The sequence below is a fragment of the Amorphoplanes digitatis genome (assembly GCF_014205335.1).
Classification (GTDB): domain Bacteria; phylum Actinomycetota; class Actinomycetes; order Mycobacteriales; family Micromonosporaceae; genus Actinoplanes; species Actinoplanes digitatus.
The window spans coordinates 663,539-684,771 of record NZ_JACHNH010000001.1; the positions used below are offsets into that span (position 1 = coordinate 663,539).

Below are 21,233 nucleotides of genomic sequence, written 5' to 3' on the forward strand. Positions count from 1 at the left end.
CGGCTTCGCTATGGTCGTGCGCATGCCTGACAACACCGTCGACCCGAGCGGCAACACCGAGGCCTTCCGCGCCTTCACGCAGCAGACTCCGCAGGAGCCGCCAGCCCCGTCCAAAACCCCGCTGTTCATCGGCGTGGGCGTCGTCGCGATCGTCCTGATCGCGCTGATCGCCTGGCTGGCGCTGGGCTGACCAGGACTCCTGCCGACCTGATCCGGACTGAGCGCGGGCCGGGCTGATCACGGGCTCCCGCCCGCAGGCCCGCCCGCGCCACGCCTGATTCCGCCCTCTCCGGCTCCTCGCCGCCCCAGTGACTTGGGTGGCGTGGGCTTGGCGGTCGCCGCACCGCGCGCTTCCCGCTTCTGCGCCGTCGTGGCCTCGTGGGTGGCTTGGTTCGGCGCGCCGGCGTGTTCCGGCTTTCGCGCTGGTCGGTTTCCGGGCTGCCTTGGCTTCGGGGCCGTACGGGCTTGGGTTGTCGTCGCGCGGTGGTGTGTTTGGTCAGCGGGAGAGGACGGTGGCTACCTGGCCGGCGATCTCCAGTTCCTCGTCGGTGGGGACCACGCACACCGCTACGGCTGCGCCGTCCGGCGAGATGATTTGGGCGTTGCGGGTGTTGCGGGGGTCGTCGATGGTGATGCCCAGGGCGGTTAGGCCTGCCAGGGAGTGTGCGCGGACCTCCGGGGACTTCTCGCCGATGCCGGCGGTGAACGTGATCGCGTCGGCGCCGCCCAGGACTGCCAGGTACATGCCTACGTATTCCTTGATGCGGCGGCAGTAGAGGTCGATGGCGAGCGTTGCGGCGTGGTCGCCCTGCTGCCAGCGGTGCTCCACCGTGCGCATGTCGTTGTCGCCGGTGAGGCCCTGCATGCCGGCGGACCGGGTCAGGGACCGCTCGATCTCCTCGATCGGCAGGCCCGCGACCCGGTGCAGGTGGAAGATCACCGTGGGGTCGATGTCGCCGCAGCGGGTGCCCATGACGAGGCCGGAGAGCGGGGACATGCCCATCGAGGTCGCGACGCTGCGGCCGCCGTCGACCGCGCAGGCGCTCGCACCGTTGCCGAGGTGCAGGGTGATCACCTTTGCGGTCGCGGCGGGCAGGCCGAGCAATTCGGCGGTCTTGCGTGCCACGTAGGCGTGCGACGTGCCATGGAAGCCGTAGCGGCGGATCTGCCAGCGGTCGGTCAGCGCGGTGTCGATCGCGTAGGTCGAGCCCTCCGGCGGGATCGTCTGGTGGAACGCGGTGTCGAAGACCGCCACCTGCGGCACGGCCGGGAGCAGCTTGCGGGCCACCGCGATGCCGGTGAGCGCCGCGGGATTGTGCAGCGGCGCGAGCGGGACGAGCCGCTCGACGGTCGCGACCAGCACGTCGTCGATCACCGTCGCCTCGGCGAACTCGGTGCCGCCGTGCACGACGCGGTGGCCGACCGCGTCGAGGCCGGCGAGGTCGACCTCGGCCATGACGCGTTGCATGGCGGCCTCGTGGTCGGCCGCGTCGCCGCCCGGCTCGCCGATCCGCTCCACCAGGCCCTTGGCCAGGGTCGCGGTGTCGTCGAAGAGCCGGTATTTCACCGACGAGGAGCCGGTGTTGAGCACGAGGATTTTCATGAGCCCGCCTGGATCGCCGTGATCGCCACGGTGTTGACGATGTCCTTGACCGTCGCGCCCCGGGACAGGTCGTTGACCGGGCGCCGGAGCCCCTGCATGACCGGCCCGACCGCGACGGCGTTGGCCGAGCGCTGCACCGCCTTGTAGGTGTTGTTGCCGGAGCTGAGATCGGGGAAGACGAACACCGTCGCCTTGCCGGCCACGGTGCTGCCCGGCAGCTTGGTCGCCGCCACCTGAGGGTCGATTGCCGCGTCGTACTGGATGGGACCCTCCACGGGTAGGTCGGGGCGTTGCTCGCGGATCAGGGCGGTCGCGGCGGCCACCTTCTCGACGTCGGCGCCCGAGCCCGAGCTGCCGGTCGAGTAGGAGAGCATGGCGACCCGCGGCTCGATGCCGAACGCCGCCGCGGTCTGCGCGGACGACAGCGCGATGTCGGCGAGCTGGGCGGCGTCCGGGTCGGGGTTGACCGCGCAGTCGCCGTAGACCAGCACGCGGTCGGCCAGCAGCATGAAGAAGACGCTGGACGCGACCGACAGGCCGGGCACGGTCTTGATGATCTCGAATGCCGGGCGGATGGTCGCGGCGGTCGTGTGGCCGGCGCCCGAGACCATGCCGTCGGCGAGTCCGGCGCTGACCATCATCGTGCCGAAGTAGTTGACGTCGCGGACCACGTCGTAGGCCAGGTCGAGCGTGACCGCCTTGTGTTTGCGCAGCTCCGCGTAGCGCTCGGCGAAGTCGTCGCGCCAGGGGGCGGTGGCCGGGTCGACCAGCCGGGCCGCACCGATCTCGACGCCCACCTCGCGGGCCCGCCGGGTGATCTCGGCCGGGTCGCCGAGCAGGGTGAGGTCGGCGACGCCGCGCCGCAGCAGGGTCTCGGTGGCGCGCAGGATGCGCTCGTCGGTGCCCTCCGGCAGCACGAGGTGGCGGCGGTTGGCGCGGGCGCGGTCGATCAGGTCGTTCTCGAACATCAGGGGGGTCACCCGGCTGGAACGGGTGACGTCGAGCAGCCGGTTGAGCTCGGTGGTGTCCACATGGGTCTCGAACGCGCCGAGCGCCGCCTCCACCTTGCGCGGTGTGCCGACGCTGAGCTTCGCCTCGATCCGGTTCGCGGCGCTGATGGTCTGGTAGCTGTCCGACCGCACGACAAGCATCGCCAGGCCGGTGTTGAGCCGCTCGATCAGCCGGACTGCGCGGGGGTCGGGCAGCTCGCCGAGGGTCAGCACCAGGCCGGCGAGCGTCACGCTGCCGGCGGCGTGTGCGGCGCTCGCCGCCACGAGCAGGTCGGCCCGGTCGCCGGGGGTGATGATCAGCGCGCCGTCGGTCAGGTGGTCGAGCAGGGCCGGCACGTGCGCGGCGCCGACCACGTAGTCGAGGACGTCGCGGTCGAGGGCGGCCTCGCCGCCGGTCACGACGGTCGCGTCGAGGGCGGCCGCGACCTCCGCGACGGTCGGCGCCGCCACCGCGGGAACCTCGGGGATGGCCCAGACCGGGACCGGCAGGCCGCCCGGGGTCGCCATCCCCGGGGGCACCCGGTTGGCGATCACCGCCAGGACGGTCGCGTCCAGGTCCACAAGGGTGTGGTAGGCCGAGCGGACCGTCGCGTTCAGGTCCGGGCGCCGTCCCTGGCCCGCGACGACGGGAATCACCACGCTGCCGAACTCGGTCGCGAGGCGTGCGTTGAACGCCAGCTCGCGGGGCAGCTCGTCGTGCCCGTCGTCCTGGCCGTCGGAGAAGTCGCTGCCGATCACGATCACCGAGCCGCACTGGCGCTCGACCGCGCGGTAGCGCTCGACGATGCGGGAGATGAGCTCCTCGCGCCGGCCGTCGGCGACCAGCGTGGCGGCCTCGGCCACGGTGACGCCGAACGACTCCGCGTAGGGCGCGACGACGGGGTAGCGGGTGGTGAGCAGGGTCAGCAGCGGGTCCGCGCCGGGGCCGGCCGTCAGCGGCCGGAACACGCCGATCCGGGCCACCTGCCGGGACAGGAGCTCGGCAAGCCCGAGGGCGACGGTGCTCTTGCCGACGCCGGGCCCGAGCCCGGCGACGTAGACGCTGCTTGCCACGTCCTCAACGTACCGGTCGGCCGATGATTCCACGCCGACCCTGTGGATAACCGCCGGCGGTCAGAGCAGGGCGCGGAGGTAGCCGTCCGGGCGTTCCAGGAACCGGCGCCAGTGCGCGACGATCTCCAGTTCGTCCCATTTCACCCGGCGGATCCCGTGGTCACCCAGCTCCAGGATTGTCGCGTCCGGCAGCGCCGTCAGCACCGGCGAGTGCGTCGCCACCACCACCTGCGCGCCCTGGCCACGCAGCCCGTCCAGGCGGGCGAGCAGGCCGAGCGTCGACGTGAACGACAGCGGGGCCTCCGGCTCGTCCATCAGGTAGAAGCCGTACCCCCGGAACTTGCGGTCCAGCAGTTCCAGGAAGCCCTCGCCGTGGCTGCGGTCGTGCAGGCCGGTGTCCGGGTTCGGGCCCGGCAGGGCCTCGAGATAGGTGTAGAGGCCGTGCGTGGTCTCCGCGCGCAGGAAGTACGCGTTCGCCGCCCGGCCCGGCGTCCGGATCACCCGCAGTGCGGAGCCCAGCGGCGACTCCGTCACCCGGGTGCTGTGCCGGGCGCTGCGTGAGCCGCCCTCCGGATTCAGGCCGTGCACCGCCGCCAGGGCCTCGACAAGCGTCGACTTCCCCGAGCCGTTCTCGCCGACCAGGAACGTCACCCCCGCCGGGATGTTCAGGCCGTGCTCCAGCACCGCCGCGATCGCGGGGATCCTCGCCCACCAGGCATCGCGGTCGATCTCCGCGCCGAGGTCCGCCTCGACGCGGCGGATCGGCCGTGGTTGCCGGTCGCGTGCCACGCTCAACGTCGCGGCCTACTCCTCGTCGTCCTCGTCGTCGCGGGCCAGCCAGGTCGCGAAGCGCTCGATCGCCGTCTCGAACTCCGGGTGGTTGTCGACGAAGTTCCGGAGCTGTTCGCCCACCCACTCCAGCGTCACGGACTCCTCGCCGCGCCGCTCGACCAGTTCCTCGATGCCACGGTCGGTGAAGTACACGGTCTCTCCCAAACAGGTGAAAGGGCGCCCCGCGCATGTCGCGGGGCGCCCTTTTTCTAACAGACGGTCACGGGCGCGGGAGCGCCGCCTCGACCAGGGCCGACTGCTCGGCCTCGTGCAGCTTCGCCGAGCCGACGGCCGGTGCGGCCGCCGCCGGGCGCGAGATCCGGCGCAGGCGCACGCCGTCGAGGTGCTCGAGCAGGTTGAGGGCCACGAACGACCAGGCGCCCTGGTTGGCCGGCTCCTCCTGCACCCACGCGAAGTCCTCCGCGTTCGGGTACCGGTTCAGCACGGCCTTCAGCTCCTCGACCGGCAGCGGGTAGATCTGCTCCATGCGGATGATCGCCGTGTCGGTGATGCCGCGCTCCGCCCGCGCCTGGAACAGGTCGTAGTAGACCTTGCCCGAGCAGAGCAGGACCCGCTTGACGGCGCCGTCCTCCAGCGGGGTGCCGTTGACGCCGGCGTCGCCGACGATCGGCTGGAACGTGCCCGTGGTGAAGTCGGAGACCGACGACACCGCGAGCTTGTGCCGCAGCAGCGACTTCGGCGAGAAGACGATCAGCGGCTTGCGCTTGGTGGACAGGGCCTGCCGGCGCAGCAGGTGGAAGTAGTTCGCCGGCGTGGTCGGGTTGGCGACCCGCATGTTGTCCTGCGCGCAGAGTTGGAGGAACCGCTCCGGGCGGCCGGACGAGTGGTCCGGGCCCTGCCCCTCCTGGCCGTGCGGGAGCAGCAGCACCAGCGACGACTGCTGGCCCCACTTCACCTCGCCGGAGGAGATGAACTCGTCCACGATCGACTGGGCGCCGTTGACGAAGTCGCCGAACTGCGCCTCCCAGAGCACCAGCGCCTCGGGGTTCTCGACCGAGTAGCCGTACTCGAAGCCCATCGCCGCGTACTCGCTGAGCAGGGAGTCGTGCACGAAGAAGCGGGCGTTGCCGGTGGCGAGCGTCGACAGCGGCAGGTAGTCGTTGCCGGTGTTCGCGTCGACCAGCGAGGCGTGCCGTGACACGAAGGTGCCGCGGCGCGAGTCCTGGCCGGCCAGCCGGACGGTGACGCCCTGGCTCAGCAGCGAGCCGAAGGCGATCAGCTCGCCCATGCCCCAGTCGATGCCGCCGTCGGCGGACATCTTGGCGCGCCGGTCCAGCAGCTGCTGCACCCGCTTGTGCGGGGTGAAGCCCTCCGGCAGGTCAAGGTGTGCCTGGCCGACCGCGCGCACGCCGGCGGGGTCGATGGCCGTGTCGACCTGCGGCTCCGGCTCGTCGGTGCGGGCCGGCCGGGGCCGCGGCGGGGAACCGGCCGCGTCCCGGGTCGCCTTGAAGACCTGCTCCAGCTGCGACTGGTAGTCGCGCAACTGCTCCTGGGCGTCGTCGAGGGTGAGGTCGCCGCGGCCGATGAGCTCCTCGGTGTAGAGCTTGCGGACCGAGCGCTTGGTGTCGATGATCTTGTACATCCGCGGGTTGGTCATCGACGGGTCGTCGCCCTCGTTGTGACCGCGGCGCCGGTAGCAGACCAGGTCGATCACGACGTCCTTGTTGAACGCCTGGCGGTACTCGAACGCCAGCCGGGCCACCCGGACGACGGCCTCGGGGTCGTCGCCGTTCACGTGGAAGATCGGCGCCTGGATCATCCGGGCCACGTCGGTCGAGTAGAGCGACGAGCGGCTGTACTCCGGGGCGGTGGTGAAGCCGACCTGGTTGTTGACGACCACGTGCACCGTGCCGCCGGTGCGGTAACCGCGCAGCTGGGAGAGGTTCAGCGTCTCCGCGACCACGCCCTGGCCGGCGAACGCCGCGTCACCGTGGATCAGGACGGGCAGCACCGTGTAGCCGTGCAGGCCGAGGTCGAGGCGGTCCTGCTTGGCGCGGACGATGCCCTCGAGCACCGGGTCGACGGCCTCGAGGTGCGACGGGTTCGCCACCACGCTGACCGTCGTCGAGTTCGTGCCGTCCGGCGTCGTGTACTTGCCGGTCTGGCCCAGGTGGTACTTGACGTCGCCGGAGCCGTGAGCCGACTTCGGGTCCATCTGGCCCTCGAACTCGTTGAAGATCTTCTCGTACGGTTTGCCGACGATGTTCGCGAGCACGTTGAGCCGGCCGCGGTGCGCCATGCCGATGACCATCTCGTCGAGGCCACCCTCGGCGGACGCCTGGAGCACCTCGTCGAGCAGCGGGATCAGCGACTCGCCGCCCTCCAGCGAGAAGCGCTTCTGCCCGACGTACTTGGTCTGCAGGAACGTCTCGAACGCCTCGGCGGCGTTCAGCCGGTTGAGGACGTGCTTCTGCTCCTCGGGGTCCGGCTTGGTGTACTTGATCTCGATCCGGTCTTGGATCCAGCGCCGCTCCTCGGGGCCCTGGATGTGCATGTACTCGATGCCGACCCGGCGGCAGTAGGTGTCGCGCAGGACGCCGAGCACGTCGCGCAGCTTCATCTTCTGCTTGCCGGCGAAGCCGCCGACCGGGAACATCCGGTCGAGGTCCCACAGGGTCAGCCCGTGCTGGAGCACGTCCAGGTCGGGGTGCCGGCGGATCTCGAACTCGAGCGGGTCGGTGTCGGCCATCAGGTGGCCGCGCACCCGGTACGCGTGGATCAGCTCGACGACCCGAGCGGCCTTGTCGATCTGCCCCTCGGAGGTACGGGCGACGTCGCGCACCCAGCGCACCGGCTCGTACGGGATCCGCAGCGAGGTGAAGATGTCGTCGTAGAAGGCGTGGTCGCCGAGCAGGTACTCGTGCATCGCCTTGAGGAACTCGCCGGACTGCGCGCCCTGGATGACCCGGTGGTCATAGGTGCTGGTCAGCGTGGTGACCTTGCTGACGCCGTGCTCGGTGAGGGTCTCGTCGGACATGCCGGAGTAGGGCGCCGGGTATTCCATCGCGCCGACGCCGATGATGGCGCTCTGGCCGGCCATCAGGCGCGGGATGGAGTGCACGGTGCCGATGCCGCCGGGGTTGGTCAGCGAGATCGTCGTCCCGGCGTAGTCGTCCATGGTCAGCTCGTTGCGGCGGGCGCGCCGGACCACGTCCTCGTACGCCTGCCAGAACTTGCGGAAGTCCATCTGCTCGCAGTTCTTGATGGACGGCACGACCAGGGTGCGGGTGCCGTCCTTCTTGGCGAGGTCGATGGCGATGCCCAGGTTGACGTGCTCGGGCTGCACCAGCGCCGGCTTGCCGTCCACCTCGGCGAACGAGTTGTTCATCTCCGGGTGGGCCATCACGGAGCGGACCAGCGCCCAGCCGATCAGGTGGGTGAAGCTGACCTTGCCGCCGCGGCCGCGGGCGAGGTGGTTGTTGATCACGATGCGGTTGTCGACAAGCAGCTTCGCCGGGACGGCCCGGACCGACGTCGCGGTCGGCACCTCGAGAGAGGCGTCCATGTTCTGCACGATGCGGGCGGCGACGCCGCGCAGCGTGGTGACCTTCGACGTGCTCGCCGGCGCGGGCGTCTTCGCGGCCGTGGTGGCCGGCTTCGCCGTTGCCGCCGGCTTGGCGGGCGCGGCCGCCGGCTTGGCCGGCGCGGCCGGCTTCTCCGGCGCGATGGTCGCGGCGGCCGGTGCGTCGGTGCCCGCCTTCGCGGCGGTCGCCTTCGCGTTGGCGGCGGTCGCCTCGTCAGGGGTAGCGATCGAGCCCGAGGCCATGGCCGGCTTGTAGTCGGCGAAGAAATCGTGCCAGGCGGGATCGACACTGGCTGGGTCGGCCAGGTAGCGCTGGTACATCTCGTCGACAATCCACTCGTTGGGGCCGAAGTCCGCGAGTGGATTGTCATGCGAAGTCTGCTGGGTCGACACTGCCGTGTTCGCCTCTTTCACCATGTTGTCAGCACGCGACGGTTCGTCACACGGGACGAAGGAATCGCCGTCAAGGCTACGCCGTGAGATTCGCGCGGCCATCCGGACGTCCAGTGTGTGACGAACTGCCGAGGCGGAGAGCAGGCGTGTGACCTGCCGAACACGATCAGGTGATGTCGCGCCGCTTCATGAGCCACGTGCCGAGACCGCCCGCGAGCACCGCGTAGCCGATCAGTACGACGGCGCCGAGCCAGCGGGGCGGACTGCCCGGCAACTCGGTTCCGGAGATCATCAGCTGTGACGCGATCGGCGGGACCAGCACCTGGAGCTTGTCGAACCAGTCGCCGAACCGGGGCGCGAGCAGCGCGAAGATGATGGTCGTTCCGAACCAGCCGAGCACGTAGATCGTGCTCAGCGCGATGGTCGCGCCGATCTGGCTGCGGATCAGCACCCCGCCGCCGACGCCGAGAACCGCCCAAAGGGCGTACGCGAGCGCATTGAGGCCGATAGCCCGCCACACCGCCGGCTCGCCCAGCTGCGCGCCGACGTCCAGCTGGTTCAGGATGAGCGGCACGAAGATCAGGTTGAGCACGGTGGTGACGAGCCAGAAGCCGACGCCGAACACGGCCGAGGCGACCAGCTTGGCGAGGACGACCCGCTCCCGGCGCGGCGTCACCAGGAAGGTGGTGGTGGCCGTCAGGTGGAAGAACTCGTTGGTCACCACGATGGCGCCCAACAGCATCACCATGAGCACGCCGAAGAACTGGCCGCTGGTGTAGAGGTTGGCCGCCACGTTGACGGCCTCGTTGGCCACCCGGACCTGCGCGGCCTGCTCGGCGGTCAGGCCCTGCTCGGCCGGGTCGACGCCCTGGTTGATGCTGCTGCCGGCCCAGTTGATCAGCAGGGACAGCGCCCAGAGCGCCAGCGTGATCAGGCCGAAGATCCACCAGGTGGAGGTGGATCGGATCTTGAACAGCTCGGCTTTGACGAGATTCATCGGATGCCCGCCTTTCCGGCCGTGAGCTGCAGGAAGACCTGTTCCAGGTCGGCGCGTTCGCCGGAGAGCTCGTGCAACTCGACGCCGGCGGTGAAGGCGATGTGCCCGACCTTGGCGGTGTCCAGCCCGGTGACCAGCAGGGCCTCGTCGGGCAGCGTGGTCACGGCGGCCTGCTCGGCCGCGAGCGCGGCGGCCAGCACGGCGGGCTGGGGCGTGCGCACCCGGACCTGGCTGCCGCCCGCCATGGAGCCGAGCACCTCGCCGACCGGGCCCTGCCGGATCAGCTTGCCCGCGGCGATGATCACCACGTCGTCGGCGAGCTGCTGCATCTCGCTGAGCAGGTGGCTGGAGACCAGGATCGTGCGGCCCTCGGCGGCCAGCGCCTTGAGCAGGTCGCGCAGCCAGCGGATGCCCTCGGGGTCGAGGCCGTTGGCCGGCTCGTCGAGGATCAGCACCCGCGGGTTGCCGAGCAGCGCCGAGGCGATGCCGAGCCGCTGCTTCATGCCCAGCGAGTAGCCCTTGAACTTGCGCTTGGCGGCCGGGGTGAGCCCGACGCGGGCGAGCGCCTCGTCGGCCGCCTGCCGCGGCAGCCCGGCCGCGAGGCAGATCATCCGCAGGTGGTTGATGCCGCTGCGGCCCTTGTGCGCGCTTGACGCCTCGAGGACCGCGCCGACGTGCCGGATCGGCTCGTCGAGGTCGCCGTAGCGGACGCCGGAGAAGGTCGCCGTGCCGGAGGTCGGGGTGACCAGGCCGAGCAGCATGCGCAGCGTCGTGGTCTTGCCGGCGCCGTTGGGGCCGAGGAAGCCCGTCACCCGCCCGGAGTGCACGGTGAAGGACAGGTTGTCGACGGCGCGCAGCGCCTTGTAGTGCTTGGTGAGGTTGGAGACGACGATCTCCTCGGAGCCTGTCGGCAACGAACACTCCTTCCGCTCGGCTGGTGGATCAACCTACCGCGTCAGCGCGATCCAGGTTGCCCGTGCGGTGGCGATTCGCTCGCCGCCCGGCGCGTAGACCGAGGAATCGACAAGGGCCTTGCGGCCCTGCACCGAGACCGCCGCGCCGACCACCACGCAGGTGCTGCCCGCCGCGGGCAGGGAATCGACGGCCACCGCGATGCGGCCGAGCACGTAGACCTGGCCGGTGCGCAGCGCCGACCAGCCGCCGGGGCAGTCCAGCGCGGCCCACAGCGTCTCGACGCGAACGTCGGGCGGAACCACCCAGGGCGCGGCCATCCGGCCGTCGGGCAGCGGGCCGGCGAAGATCCGCAGACCGTCGGGGTTCTCGGGGCCGCAGACGAAGCAGGTGGGGAACGGGTGGTCGGCGAAGCCCGGGTAGCCGGCGGTGGCCGCCCGCGCCTGCTCAAGGGAGACCGGTGCCACCCCGCTGCCGGCGTCGGCGACCGGCGCCACCTCGGCGACCAGGGTGCCGTCGGGCGCGGCGACCTTGCCGTCCGCCACGGTCAGCGTGGTCTCCAGCGGCGGCGGGACCCGGAGCGTCACCTCGAAGGCCCGGCCGTCCGCGCCCGCGCCGGACGCCACGGCGAACGCGCCGGCGGACCAGCCGCCGTTGCCCGACGTGGGCGGGCCGTTGTAGCGGGACGCGATCTGCATGTCACCGACGCTCTCATACGGGTGCGACATAAAGCCGTTCATGTACCGGTCATCCGCCGCCTCCTGAGCCGACACGCCGACGGCAGTCGGGGGCCTTACACAGTTCTCATGACGGTACTCATGACCGCCGCCGCATCCACCGGGACCAGCGGCTATTCACTCCTGATCGCCGACGGCGCCGAGCAGGTAGCGGCCGCGCAGCGGCTACGCCACGACGTCTTCGCCACCGAGCTCGGCGCGACGCTGCGTGGCGTCACCCCCGACGGCCGTGACGTCGACGAGTTCGACGACTACTGCGACCACCTGATCGTCCGCGACGACTCGACCGGTCAGGTCGTCGGCACGTACCGGATGATGCACCCGAAGGGTGCCGAGCGGGCCGGGCGCCGCTACGGCGACGGCGAGTTCGATCTCAGTGCCCTGCGCCCGCTGCGCGACCAGCTGGTCGAGACCGGGCGCTCCTGCGTGCACCCGGACCATCGCTCCGGGGCCGTGGTGAACCTGATGTGGGCCGGCATCGCCCGCTACCTGCACCTGAACAACCTGCGCTGGCTCGGCGGATGCGCGTCGGTCGGCCTCGAGGACGGCGGGGCGACCGCGGCCGGCGTCTGGGCCCGGGTCTCGGCCCGGCACCTCTCTCCGCCCGCGCTGCGGGTGCGGCCGCGCGACTCCTGGCTCGCCGGGACCGACCTCGTCGGCGACCCGGCGGTCCTGCCGCCGCCGCTGCTGCGGGGCTATCTGCGGCTGGGCGGCTGGGTCTGCGGCGAGCCGGCCTACGACCCGGACTTCAACTGCGCCGACTTCTACATGCTCTTCTCCATGGACCGGATGGACCCGCGCTACCGGCGGCACTTTCTCGGGGCGACCCGATGATCGCGGCGATGTGGCAGCCCGCCTCCGCCTGCGGCCCGCAGTGCCGGCCGGGCGGCGAGCGGGGCGTGCGGGCCGTCACCACGGTGTTGCGGATGTCGGCGCTCTTCGGCGTACTCGTATGGGCCTTCGCCCTTGCGCCGTTCGCGCGGACCGGCGCCGCACGGGCCGTGGCCCGCGGCATCCTCGCGGCCCTCGGGGTGCGGCTGGTGTGGCGCGGGCCCGCGCCGCGGCCCGGCAGCCTGCTCGTGGCCAACCACGTCTCCTGGCTCGACATCCTCGCGCTGCACGCGGTGACGCCGGTCCGGCTGGTCGCCAAGCACGACGTGCGCGGCTGGCCCGGCATCGGCGCCCTCGCGGTCGCGAGCGGGTCGATCTTCCTCGACCGGACCCGGCCGAAGCGCCTGCCGGCGACGGTCGCCGAGATCGCGGCGGCGCTGCGGGCCGGCCGAACGGTCGCGGTCTTTCCGGAGGGCACGACGTTCTGCGGCGCCGACCGCGGGCGCTTCCGGCCCGCCGTGTTCCAGGCGGCCGTCGACGCCGGCGCGCCGGTCGTGCCGATCTCCATCCGGTACGCGTCCCCGGCGGCCGCCTTCGTCGGCGACGACTCCCTGTGGTCCTCGGTGCGGAGGGTGGCGCGGTCGCGCGGGCTTACGGTTACCCTCGTCGGGGCTCCGGCGCTGCTACCGGCGCCCGGCGCGGACCGGCGGTCGCTGGCCCGGGCGGCCGAGGCGACGGCCGGACTGCGGTCCGGCACCTTTGATCTTGCCGCCTAGCTGCCTCACAGAAAACTTTCAGCCAGTGCGCAGCGTGGGCGCAGGCCCCTGGGTGAAGATGGTTGCATGGCCGTTTCTCAGACCCAGGGCAAACAGAGCGAGGCGAAGCTCCTCGTCGTCGAGGACGATGCGAACATTCTCGAGCTGCTCTCCGCAAGCCTGCGCTTCGCCGGGTTCGACGTCAGCACCGCGACAAGCGGCAGCGCCGCCGTCAGCGCGGCCAAGAGTGCGACTCCCGACCTTGTCGTCCTCGACGTGATGCTGCCCGACCTCGACGGCTTCGAGGTCATCCGGCTCATGCGCGAGGGCGGCACCCGCACGCCGGTGGTCTTCCTGACCGCCCGCGACGGCACCGACGACAAGATCCGGGGCCTGACGCTCGGCGGCGACGACTACGTGACAAAGCCGTTCAGCCTCGAGGAGCTCACCGCCCGGATCCGGGCCGTGCTGCGCCGCACCTCGGCCGGCGACGAGGAGCCCTCGCGCCTGGTCTTCGCCGACCTGGAGCTGGACGAGGAGACCCATGAGGTCTACCGGGCGGGGCAGCGTGTGCAGCTCTCCCCGACCGAGTTCAAGCTGCTGCGCTACCTGATGCTCAACGCCAACCGGGTGCTCTCCAAGGCGCAGATCCTCGACCACGTGTGGAAGTACGACTTCCGGGGCGACGACAACATCGTGGAGTCGTACATCTCCTACCTGCGGCGCAAGGTGGACAACGTGCAGCCGCGGCTGATCCACACGCTTCGCGGCGTCGGATACGTGCTGCGCAAGCCGGCGGCCTGAGCAAACCCCGTGACCGCGACCCTCTCCGACCGGCTCCGCAGGTACGTACCGTTGCAGGCCAGCCTGCGCCGCGTGCCGCTGAGCATCAAGCTCGTCGCCTCCGTCCTGGCGCTGGTGTTCGCGGCGCTGACCCTGATCAGCGCCGCCAGCACGTACGCGCTGCACAGCTACATGATCGGGCGGCTGGACGCCGGGCTGGTGCGGTTCACGGTCACGCTGGAGAACCTCACCGGGGAGCAGAAGCTGATCCTGCCCTCCGACTACTACGTGTGCGCGACCACGGTCGACGGCGTCGGCGCACCGGGGAACCGTAAGTACGACAACTCGCTGAAACCCGGCCAGCTGCCGCCGGTGATCAAGGGGCAGAAAGAGGTCGACAAGCACCTCAACAAGCCGTTCACGGTCAAGTCCTCCGACGGCACCGTGACGTGGCGGATGCTGATCACCTACACCGACACCGGCGAGGTGCTTCAGGTCGGGCAGCGCCTGCTCGGCATCGACAACGCGATAAGCCGGCTGATCTGGGTCGACACGCTTGTCGGCGCCGGCGTGCTCTTCGCGCTCGCGGCGGTCGGCGCGGCGATCGTGCGGCAGAGCCTCATCCCGCTCGGTCAGATCGAGCGGACCGCGGCGGCCATCGCCGCCGGCGACCTCACCCAGCGCGTACCCGATCCGGAGCCGGACGTCGAGGAACCGCAGACCGAGCTGGGCCGGCTCTCCCGGGCCCTGAACGCGATGCTCGCCCAGATCGAGGCCGCGTTCACCGCCCGGGCGCTGTCGGAGACCGCGGCCCGCGCCGCGGAGTCGCAGTCCCGGGACGCCGCCGAGGCCGCGCAGGCCTCTGAGGCCCGCGCGGTGCGCTCGGAGGAGAAGATGCGGCAGTTCGTCGCGGACGCCTCGCACGAGCTGCGTACCCCGCTGACCTCCATCCGCGGCTTCGCCGAGCTGTACCGCCAGGGCGCGGTCGGCAAACCGGAGGACGTGGCCAAGCTGGTACGCCGGATCGAGGACGAGGCCGCCCGGATGGGCCTGCTCGTCGAGGATCTGCTGCTGCTCGCCCGGCTGGACCGGGAGCGGCCGATCTCCCTGGCGCCCGTCGAGCTGACGGTGCTGGCCGTCGACGCCGTACAGGCGGCGCAGGCCACCGCGCCCGAGCGCACCATCGAGCTGGACGTGCGGGAGTCGCCGGAGAAGCTCGTCGCGTACGGGGACGACGCGCGCCTGCGGCAGGTCATCGGCAACCTGATGACAAACGCGCTGGTGCACACGCCGCCGGAGGCGTCGGTGACGCTCGCGCTCTATCCGGACACGGGCAACCAGGCCGTCATCGAGATCAGCGACACCGGCCCCGGGCTCGCTCCCGAGCAGCGCGAACACGTCTTCGAGCGCTTCTACCGCGCCGACGAGGCGAGGACACGGCGTACGGACCGCAGGGCGTCCGGCACGGGCCTCGGCCTGGCCATCGTCGCGGCGATCGTGCGGGCGCACCACGGCACGGTCGAGGTGATCAGCGAGCCCGGCGAGGGCGCGACGTTCCGGGTGTCCCTTCCGGCGCTGGTTCCCGACGAATCATGACTTCTGGAGGCATGCACCATTCACAGAGAACGTCCAGGGGCAGCACAGGTCAATCGGAGCGGGCGAAGGCATGGTTATTCCTATGAGTGAGCACGAGACCAACCCGCAGCGGCCCTCCGAGGAGCAGTCGCACCGGCCAGTGGACGCCTCCCCCGAGAACAACCCGGAGCGGGGACAGTCCGACGTCACGGCCCAGCAGCCGGCGGTGATCCAGCCGGCCGCGCCGCAGTCCGCGATCCCGCTGTCCGGCGCGCCGCAGTCCGCCATCCCGCAGTCCGGGATCCCGCAGTCCGCGGCGCCGCAGTCCGGCGCGCCGCAGCAGCCCGGCGGCTGGCCCGGTTCGCCCTGGCAGCACACCGGCCAGCACCCGGCACCGCAGTTCCCGCACGGCGGGCAGCCCTACCAGGCCGCCGGGCCGCAGCAGCCCTACGCGGGCGCCTACCCCGGCCGGCCGCAGTACCCGTCGCAGGGCCCGGCCGGCCTGCCCGGCACCTGGGTGCCCGGCGGAGAGGTGCCGCCGCAGTCCGAGGTCCCGTCCTGGGCGCAGGCGGTCGGCACCGAGACCCGCCAGCCCGCGCGGACCGGCGGGGGCCGCAAGGTCGTCCTGGCCGGCGCGGCCGCGATCCTGATCGCCCTTGCCGCCGGCGGCGTCGGCGCGGCCACCGCGCTCGCGTTCTCCGACGACGCCCCCGGCTCGGTGCAGACCAGCAACTCCTCGGTCACCCGCGTAGTCGACCACTCGTCGATGGCCGCGATCGTGGCGGCCGTCAAGGACAGTGTGGTTTCGATCACCACCGGCACCGGCGAGGGCTCCGGCGTCGTGCTCACCGCGGACGGCTACATCGTCACCAACAACCACGTGGTCGCGACCGCGCAGGGCGACACCGTGACCGTGATCTTCGCGGACGGCAAGAAGGCCGACGCGAAGATCGTCGGCACCGACCCGCGTACGGATCTCGCGGTGATCAAGGCGGAAGGCGTCTCGGGTCTCACGGCGGCGAAGTTCGGTTCCAGCGCCAACATGCAGGTCGGCGACACCGTTCTCGCGCTGGGCAGCCCGCTCGGCCTGGAGGGCTCGGTGACCGAGGGCATCGTCAGCGCCAAGGACCGCACCATCCGGGCCGGCAGCGACGGTCAGCAGGCACCGCAGAACCCGTTCGGCGAGGAGCAGCCGCAGCAGCAGAGCTCTGGCGCGACCTCGATGTCCGGCCTGTTGCAGACCGACGCGCCGATCAACCCGGGTAACTCCGGTGGCGCGCTGGTCAACACCAACGGCGAGGTCATCGGCATCAACTCCGCGATCGCCACCTCGGGCTCGGGCTCGGGCAACATCGGCCTCGGCTTCGCCATCCCGAGCGACAAGGCCCGGGCCGTCGCCGAGGCGCTGATGAAGGGCGAGAAGGTCAGCCACCCGGCGCTCGGCGTGAGCGTCACGGAGGCCGAGGGCGGCGGCGCACTCGTCAAGGAGGTCAGCCCGGACAGCGGTGCGGCCAAGGCCGGCATCGAGCAGGGTGACGTGATCCACTCCGTGAACGGCAAGGCCGTCAACGACTCCGACGACCTGGTCGGGATCATCCAGGGCGCCAAGGTCGGCGACAAGGTGACGATCGACTTCACCCGCAACGGCCAGCGCCAGACCGTGAACGCCGTGCTGGCCGAATCGGCCTGACACCACGCATCCGGTGCCGCCCGGGCCATCGGGCGGCACCACTTCCCACAGCGGTGGGTGGTCGCGACCAAGGGGGTTGGTCGTGGCCACCCACCGCACCCTTATTTGTCCACTTTGAGTGATTTCAGATATCGAAAGGCTTATCGGGGGGTCGCTATCCCCGGGCTGACCGCCTAGTCTCCATTCGCCAAAGCGATTGGAAGGTCGACCCCGGTGACCTACGTCGAGACCCGAATGAGCGTCTGGGAAGCCCTGGCGGGACGCGCGCCGGGCGAGCCGCTCGGCCCCGCCGATCCTGGCCTCTGGGGCGCTGTAGTCGACCGGCTCAACCCCGCCCGTGCCCGGCCGGTGCTGCGCGCCGGCATCGAGGCCGTCGAGCTCATGAGCGTGCGTGGCTCCGCGTACGTGATGCTGCGCTCGCCCGACGACGGCGGCCGCGCCTGCTATCTGCGGCTGACGCCGGAGGAGTGGCAGCTCGCGCTGATGATGGACGGCACGCACACGGTCGCCCGGCTGGTCGCCGAGTTCGCCCGGCTCGCCGGCCGGCTCGCGCCCGACCAGGTCCGGCGGGTCGTCGCCGACCTGGCCGGCAACCGGATGCTCGACGAGCTGCCGGTCGACGCGTTCCGCCCGCTCCAGGAGCTCGAGCGCCGGCCGTTGCCCAAGCGCCTGGGCAGCGGCGTGCTTGCGGCGGCGCGCGGCCGCCGCATGCTGGTCTTCGACATCGACGGCGTGGTCTCCGCGCTCTACCGCTTCGGCGGCCGGTTCCTGTTCACCAAGGCCGCGGCGATCGTCATGTCCGTCTTCGCGGTCGCCGGGATGGGCCTCTTCCTCGCCACCTGGTGGCGGGGCAGCCAGGCGATCTTCCTGGCCAACGGCTCCTATCTGCTCGGTGCGATCGTTCTGCTGCTGCTCAACCTGCTGGCCCTGGCGAGCCACGAGCTGGGACACGCGCTGGCCACGAAACACGCCGGGCGGGAGGTGCCCGCGGCCGGCGTGCTGGTCTTCTTCGGAATTCCGTCCGTCTTCGTCGACACCACCGACGTGTGGATGGCCGGGCGCCGCGCCCGGATACTCGTCACCGCCGCCGGGCCGTTCACGGGCCTGGTGCTGGCCGGATCGATACAGCTCGTCGGGCTCGCGGTGCCGGCGCTCGGCCCGCTCGCCTTCAAGCTGGCCTTCGCCTGGTACGTCAACGCCCTGTTCAACCTGAACCCGCTGCTGGCGCTCGACGGCTACTACCTGCTGATGGACTGGCTGGAGATCCCGAACCTGCGCGGCCGGGGCCTGGCCTGGGTGACCAGCCGCCTGCGGGGACGCCCGCCGTCGTGGTCCGGGCTCGACCGGGAGGGCCGCATCGTCGCCCTCTACGGCGTGCTGGCGGTGCTCTGGCTCGCGGTGGCCGTGAACCTGGTGTACCGGATCTGGGCCGACCGGGTGGCCGGGCTCGCCACCGGACTCTGGCACAGCGGCCTGGCCGGACAGGCGCTGCTGGTGCTGATCGTGCTCGGGCTCTGCGCACCGCTGATCTACATCGCCGCCGGGCGGGTCGCGCGCTGGTGGCGCTCGGCCCGGGCGCGCGCCTCCGAGAAGCAGCGTGAGGCCGACGCGCCGCGCCGGATGGCCGCGCTGCGCGCCTCCGACCTCGGCGGCCTGCCCGAGCACGCGCTGGCCGGGCTCGCCGCCCGGGCGCGCTGGCTGCGACCGCGCTCCGGCACCCAGCTCATCCTGGCCGGCGCCGCCCAACAGGCGGTGTACGTCGTGGTGGACGGCGCGATGCAGGCCCGCAAGCCGGGCGATCCGGGCGGCGTCATCCGCCACCACGTCGGCGCCGGCGGCGTGGTCGGGCTGGCCAACGCGCTCACCGGCCGCTCGACCTCGCTGGACTGGCACACGGCCGGTACGACGCTGCTCGCCGTGCCGGCGGCCACGGTCGCGACCGTTGTCGGCCCGCTGCCGGGCCCGCCGCCGGCCGACCGGGCCGAGGCGGAGGCGCTCTTCACCGACACACCCGCGCTGTCCGGGCTGGCCGGCGACGAGCGGCTCGCGCTGATCGCCTCCGCGCACCCGGTCGACCTCGAGCCCGGCGCGCCGGTCGTACTGCCCGGGCCGACGCACGCCGTCGTGGTCGAGTCCGGCGTCATCGCGATGCCCGACGGGGTCGAACTGCGCCGCGGCACGCTCGTCGGCCCGGTCGGCGACGGCAGCCCCGGCACGGTCGCGCAGGCCCGCACGCCCGTACGGCTGTGGGTCATCCCCGACGCCTCCGACCTGCCGCCGCTGGTCGGCTCGTCGGTGCACCCGGCCGGCGGGCCGGCGGAGAGCGGGCCGGCCGCGTCCGGTGTGCACTCGCCCGGCGTCTATCCGCCCCTCGCCGCGCCGCCCGGTCCGCCGGACGGCTATGAGAACCCCGACGTCGACCGCCGCTTCGAGCGCCGGATGTGGTGGCTGGTCCTGCTGCTGCTCCTGTTCGCGATGCTGCTCACGGCCATGAACTTCGTGCCCGGGCCCGCGTGGGCCGAGATGCCGACCGACCGGGCGCTGCTCACCTCGGACCGCGGCACGGTCACCGCGACCATCGACGGCCGGACCGAGACCATCAGCGAGGGCGAGCGTCGCTACGTCGACGAGGGCGCCCGCATCACGGTCCCGGCGAAGGCGACCGGGCGGCTGACCTTCCAGGGCGGCTCGGCCACCCTGTTCTGTGCCGGCTCCAGCGCCCGGGTCGGCCGGCTGTACACCGACGCCGGACGCCGGCGGGTGCCGCACGGCAGCCTCACCCTCGACGCCGGCCGGCTGCTCGCCGACACCGCCAGCACGAGCGGCGCCTACCAGCCGCTGGAGATGGCCGTGTCCCGCCCGTCCGGCCTGGTCACCAACGACGGCTCCGCCTGGTACGCGGTCGAGCCCGTCGGCCTGAGCGTCGCCACCGGGCGGGTCTACGTCGACGGCACACCGAGCCTGGCCAGCGGCACCGACCTGAGCTGTGGCGACGGCGTCAAGGTGGAGCCGCCGGCCGGCTCGCCCAGCCCCTCGCCGAGCGACGAGCCGCTGCCGTCGGACCTGCCGACCGACGACGTGTCGCCGACCTCGGCTCCGCCGACCGAGGCGACCGAGGTCCCGGTGCCGACGATCGACCCGGTGGACCCGACGACGGAGGACCCGGACCCGACGACGACGCCACCGACCACCCGGGCGACGACGCCGCCGCCGACCACGCCGCGGACCACGCCGCCGCCGACCACGCCGCGGACCACGCCGCCGTCGAGCCCGTCGAGCCCGCCGCCGTCGTCGTCGCCACCGAGCTCGCCGCCGCCCTCGTCGAGCTCCCCGCCGCCACCAGTGATTGGATGAATGAGTGCTCTGCTGGTTCTGTGCCAAGGCCGCCCGAGGGTCGTGCCGGTTCTGTGGGCGAGGGGTCTGTGAAGACCACGCCCGCTTCGGGCCGTACCTCCTTCAGGTGAGTCGTTCGGCGTCGCGTGGCCGGGCCGAGGCGCTGGTGGTCGAGGACGCGGTCCAGTGCGGCACCTGTCGGCCCAGGCCACAGCCGGTGGCCATGCCTGAGCTGGACTGACCACCCGCCCTATGGCGGGCACTGGACGCGGGCTCCTAACGTGGTTGGCATGAGTGATTTCGACGCGGTGCTGGAGCGGCTGCTCACCGACCCGTCGTTCCAGGCGCACCTCGCCGCCGACGCGACCGGTGCCCTGGCCGGCTACAAGCTGGAGGCGGGCGAGGCCGAGCTGCTGCGGCAGCAGGTCGGCGCCGACCCCGGCGCGTCCGCGGCCCAGGTCGAGGACCGGGTGAACAAGTCGAGCACGTTCGGGCTGTTCTCCTCGTTCGGCGACCTCGGCGGGGCCTCCGGCGCGTTCGGTGGCGGCGCGGCCCACCAGGGCATCGGCTCCGCTCCGGTGGGCGCCGGTCCCGGCGCGGCCCGGGAAACCCTGGGTGAGTGGTCCGAGTTCGGCAGCGCGGCCGGGGTCGCCGCGCGCGACGTCGTCGAGCACCCGGTGACCGAGGGCTTCGGCTCGGCGCCGGACGCCTGGGGCACCGGCGGCGGCGAGATGGCCGTGCGATCCGGCCTCGGGTCGGCGCCCGGCGTCGAGGACGCCCCCGACCTGGACGGGCTGCCGGCCGTCTCCCGGCTCGGCGACGCGCCCCGCAGCGGCTTCGGCGCCGCGTTCAAGGAGGTCGGCGAGGCGCTGGGCGGCACCGGCAAGGGCCAGGCCGAGGCCGAGCACCTCGCACCGCCGAAGGGCTACCACAACCAGGTGGACGCCGATGGCGACGGCCACCTGGACAAGGCGACCTATCGCGGCCGCGAGGGCGGCGGCGTGGAGATCCGGGTCGACCTGAACCGCGACGGCGAGGCCGACTTCGTGGGCGTCGACAAGGACCTCGACAACCGGGTCGATTTCGCCGACTACGACAAGGACCACGACGGCGTCTTCGAGAAGCGGATGTTCGATGACGACGGCGACGGCTGGCTGGACCGGTCCGTCTTCCAGTAAGTAGGGCG

General features: G+C 71.9%; 16 protein-coding genes. 8 read left to right on the forward strand and 8 right to left on the reverse strand.

Translation table 11 applies throughout. The annotated features are described in order from the left end of the window. Positions 1-22: 22 nt before the first annotated feature. Positions 23-190, forward strand: a complete 168-nt coding sequence (locus tag BJ971_RS03125) for a hypothetical protein (RefSeq protein ID WP_184989609.1) — start codon at positions 23-25, stop codon at positions 188-190. Positions 191-496: 306 nt separating this feature from the next. Here BJ971_RS03125 and BJ971_RS03130 read toward each other — a convergent pair whose 3' ends face one another. The 8 genes from BJ971_RS03130 to BJ971_RS03165 form a co-directional block, all read right to left on the reverse strand. Then, entirely contained in the window at positions 497-1,603 is a 1,107-nt protein-coding gene (locus tag BJ971_RS03130; protein ID WP_184989612.1) for an acetate/propionate family kinase, read from the reverse strand. After that, a complete protein-coding gene (gene pta / locus BJ971_RS03135; RefSeq protein WP_184989614.1) occupies positions 1,600-3,666 on the reverse strand; it encodes a phosphate acetyltransferase in 2,067 nt (688 codons plus the stop codon). The genes BJ971_RS03130 and pta overlap by 4 nt, the downstream gene beginning before the upstream one ends. Before the next feature lie 60 nt (positions 3,667-3,726). Next, on the reverse strand, positions 3,727-4,455 hold the full coding sequence (locus BJ971_RS03140) for an AAA family ATPase (protein ID WP_184998614.1): 729 nt from the start codon (positions 4,453-4,455) through the stop codon (positions 3,727-3,729). Positions 4,456-4,470: 15 nt separating this feature from the next. Beyond that, complete coding sequence (locus BJ971_RS03145) at positions 4,471-4,650, reverse strand: DUF6104 family protein (RefSeq protein ID WP_184989616.1); 180 nt, start codon at positions 4,648-4,650, stop codon at positions 4,471-4,473. Positions 4,651-4,717: 67 nt separating this feature from the next. After that, positions 4,718-8,434, reverse strand: a complete 3,717-nt coding sequence (locus BJ971_RS03150) for a multifunctional oxoglutarate decarboxylase/oxoglutarate dehydrogenase thiamine pyrophosphate-binding subunit/dihydrolipoyllysine-residue succinyltransferase subunit (RefSeq protein ID WP_184998615.1) — start codon at positions 8,432-8,434, stop codon at positions 4,718-4,720. Positions 8,435-8,600: 166 nt separating this feature from the next. Next, the gene (locus BJ971_RS03155; protein ID WP_184989618.1) at positions 8,601-9,431 is read right to left on the reverse strand and encodes an ABC transporter permease subunit; all 831 of its coding nucleotides are present in this window, start codon (positions 9,429-9,431) and stop codon (positions 8,601-8,603) included. Continuing rightward, positions 9,428-10,345, reverse strand: a complete 918-nt coding sequence (locus BJ971_RS03160) for an ABC transporter ATP-binding protein (RefSeq protein ID WP_184989620.1) — start codon at positions 10,343-10,345, stop codon at positions 9,428-9,430. Before BJ971_RS03160 ends, BJ971_RS03155 begins: the two co-directional genes overlap by 4 nt. Before the next feature lie 33 nt (positions 10,346-10,378). Next, positions 10,379-11,041, reverse strand: a complete 663-nt coding sequence (locus BJ971_RS03165) for a hypothetical protein (protein WP_184989622.1) — start codon at positions 11,039-11,041, stop codon at positions 10,379-10,381. 108 nt (positions 11,042-11,149) lie between these two features. On the opposite strand from BJ971_RS03165, the gene BJ971_RS03170 reads away from it, so the two are divergent. The 7 genes from BJ971_RS03170 to BJ971_RS03200 all read left to right on the forward strand — a co-directional run bounded on the left by BJ971_RS03170 (position 11,150) and on the right by BJ971_RS03200 (position 21,225). Continuing rightward, positions 11,150-11,914: a GNAT family N-acetyltransferase gene (locus tag BJ971_RS03170; protein ID WP_184989625.1), complete on the forward strand. Its 765-nt coding sequence runs from the start codon at positions 11,150-11,152 to the stop codon at positions 11,912-11,914. A gap of 8 nt (positions 11,915-11,922) precedes the next feature. Then, positions 11,923-12,687, forward strand: a complete 765-nt coding sequence (locus BJ971_RS03175) for a lysophospholipid acyltransferase family protein (protein WP_239087608.1) — start codon at positions 11,923-11,925, stop codon at positions 12,685-12,687. A 66-nt stretch (positions 12,688-12,753) separates the two neighbouring features. Continuing rightward, a complete protein-coding gene (locus tag BJ971_RS03180) occupies positions 12,754-13,470 on the forward strand; it encodes a response regulator transcription factor (protein WP_184989630.1) in 717 nt (238 codons plus the stop codon). 9 nt (positions 13,471-13,479) lie between these two features. Then, entirely contained in the window at positions 13,480-15,045 is a 1,566-nt protein-coding gene (locus BJ971_RS03185) for a sensor histidine kinase (RefSeq protein ID WP_184989633.1), read from the forward strand. Between the two features lie 82 nt (positions 15,046-15,127). After that, entirely contained in the window at positions 15,128-16,714 is a 1,587-nt protein-coding gene (locus tag BJ971_RS03190; protein WP_184989635.1) for a S1C family serine protease, read from the forward strand. A 213-nt stretch (positions 16,715-16,927) separates the two neighbouring features. After that, positions 16,928-20,068, forward strand: coding sequence for a cyclic nucleotide-binding protein (locus BJ971_RS03195; RefSeq protein ID WP_184989637.1), 3,141 nt, complete (start codon positions 16,928-16,930; stop codon positions 20,066-20,068). A gap of 269 nt (positions 20,069-20,337) precedes the next feature. Further along, positions 20,338-21,225, forward strand: a complete 888-nt coding sequence (locus BJ971_RS03200; protein ID WP_184989640.1) for a hypothetical protein — start codon at positions 20,338-20,340, stop codon at positions 21,223-21,225. The last annotated feature ends 8 nt before the right edge of the window (positions 21,226-21,233 follow it).

Coding starts and splice junctions, on each gene's coding strand:
- BJ971_RS03190 (WP_184989635.1), top strand. CDS start 15,128: ATGAGTGAGCACGAGACCAACCCGCAGCGGCCCTCCGAGGAGCAGTCG.
- BJ971_RS03125 (WP_184989609.1), top strand. CDS start 23: ATGCCTGACAACACCGTCGACCCGAGCGGCAACACCGAGGCCTTCCGC.
- BJ971_RS03130 (WP_184989612.1), bottom strand. CDS start 1,603: ATGAAAATCCTCGTGCTCAACACCGGCTCCTCGTCGGTGAAATACCGG.
- BJ971_RS03200 (WP_184989640.1), top strand. CDS start 20,338: ATGAGTGATTTCGACGCGGTGCTGGAGCGGCTGCTCACCGACCCGTCG.
- BJ971_RS03180 (WP_184989630.1), top strand. CDS start 12,754: ATGGCCGTTTCTCAGACCCAGGGCAAACAGAGCGAGGCGAAGCTCCTC.
- BJ971_RS03165 (WP_184989622.1), bottom strand. CDS start 11,041: ATGCAGATCGCGTCCCGCTACAACGGCCCGCCCACGTCGGGCAACGGC.
- BJ971_RS03175 (WP_239087608.1), top strand. CDS start 11,923: ATGTGGCAGCCCGCCTCCGCCTGCGGCCCGCAGTGCCGGCCGGGCGGC.
- BJ971_RS03170 (WP_184989625.1), top strand. CDS start 11,150: ATGACGGTACTCATGACCGCCGCCGCATCCACCGGGACCAGCGGCTAT.
- BJ971_RS03155 (WP_184989618.1), bottom strand. CDS start 9,431: ATGAATCTCGTCAAAGCCGAGCTGTTCAAGATCCGATCCACCTCCACC.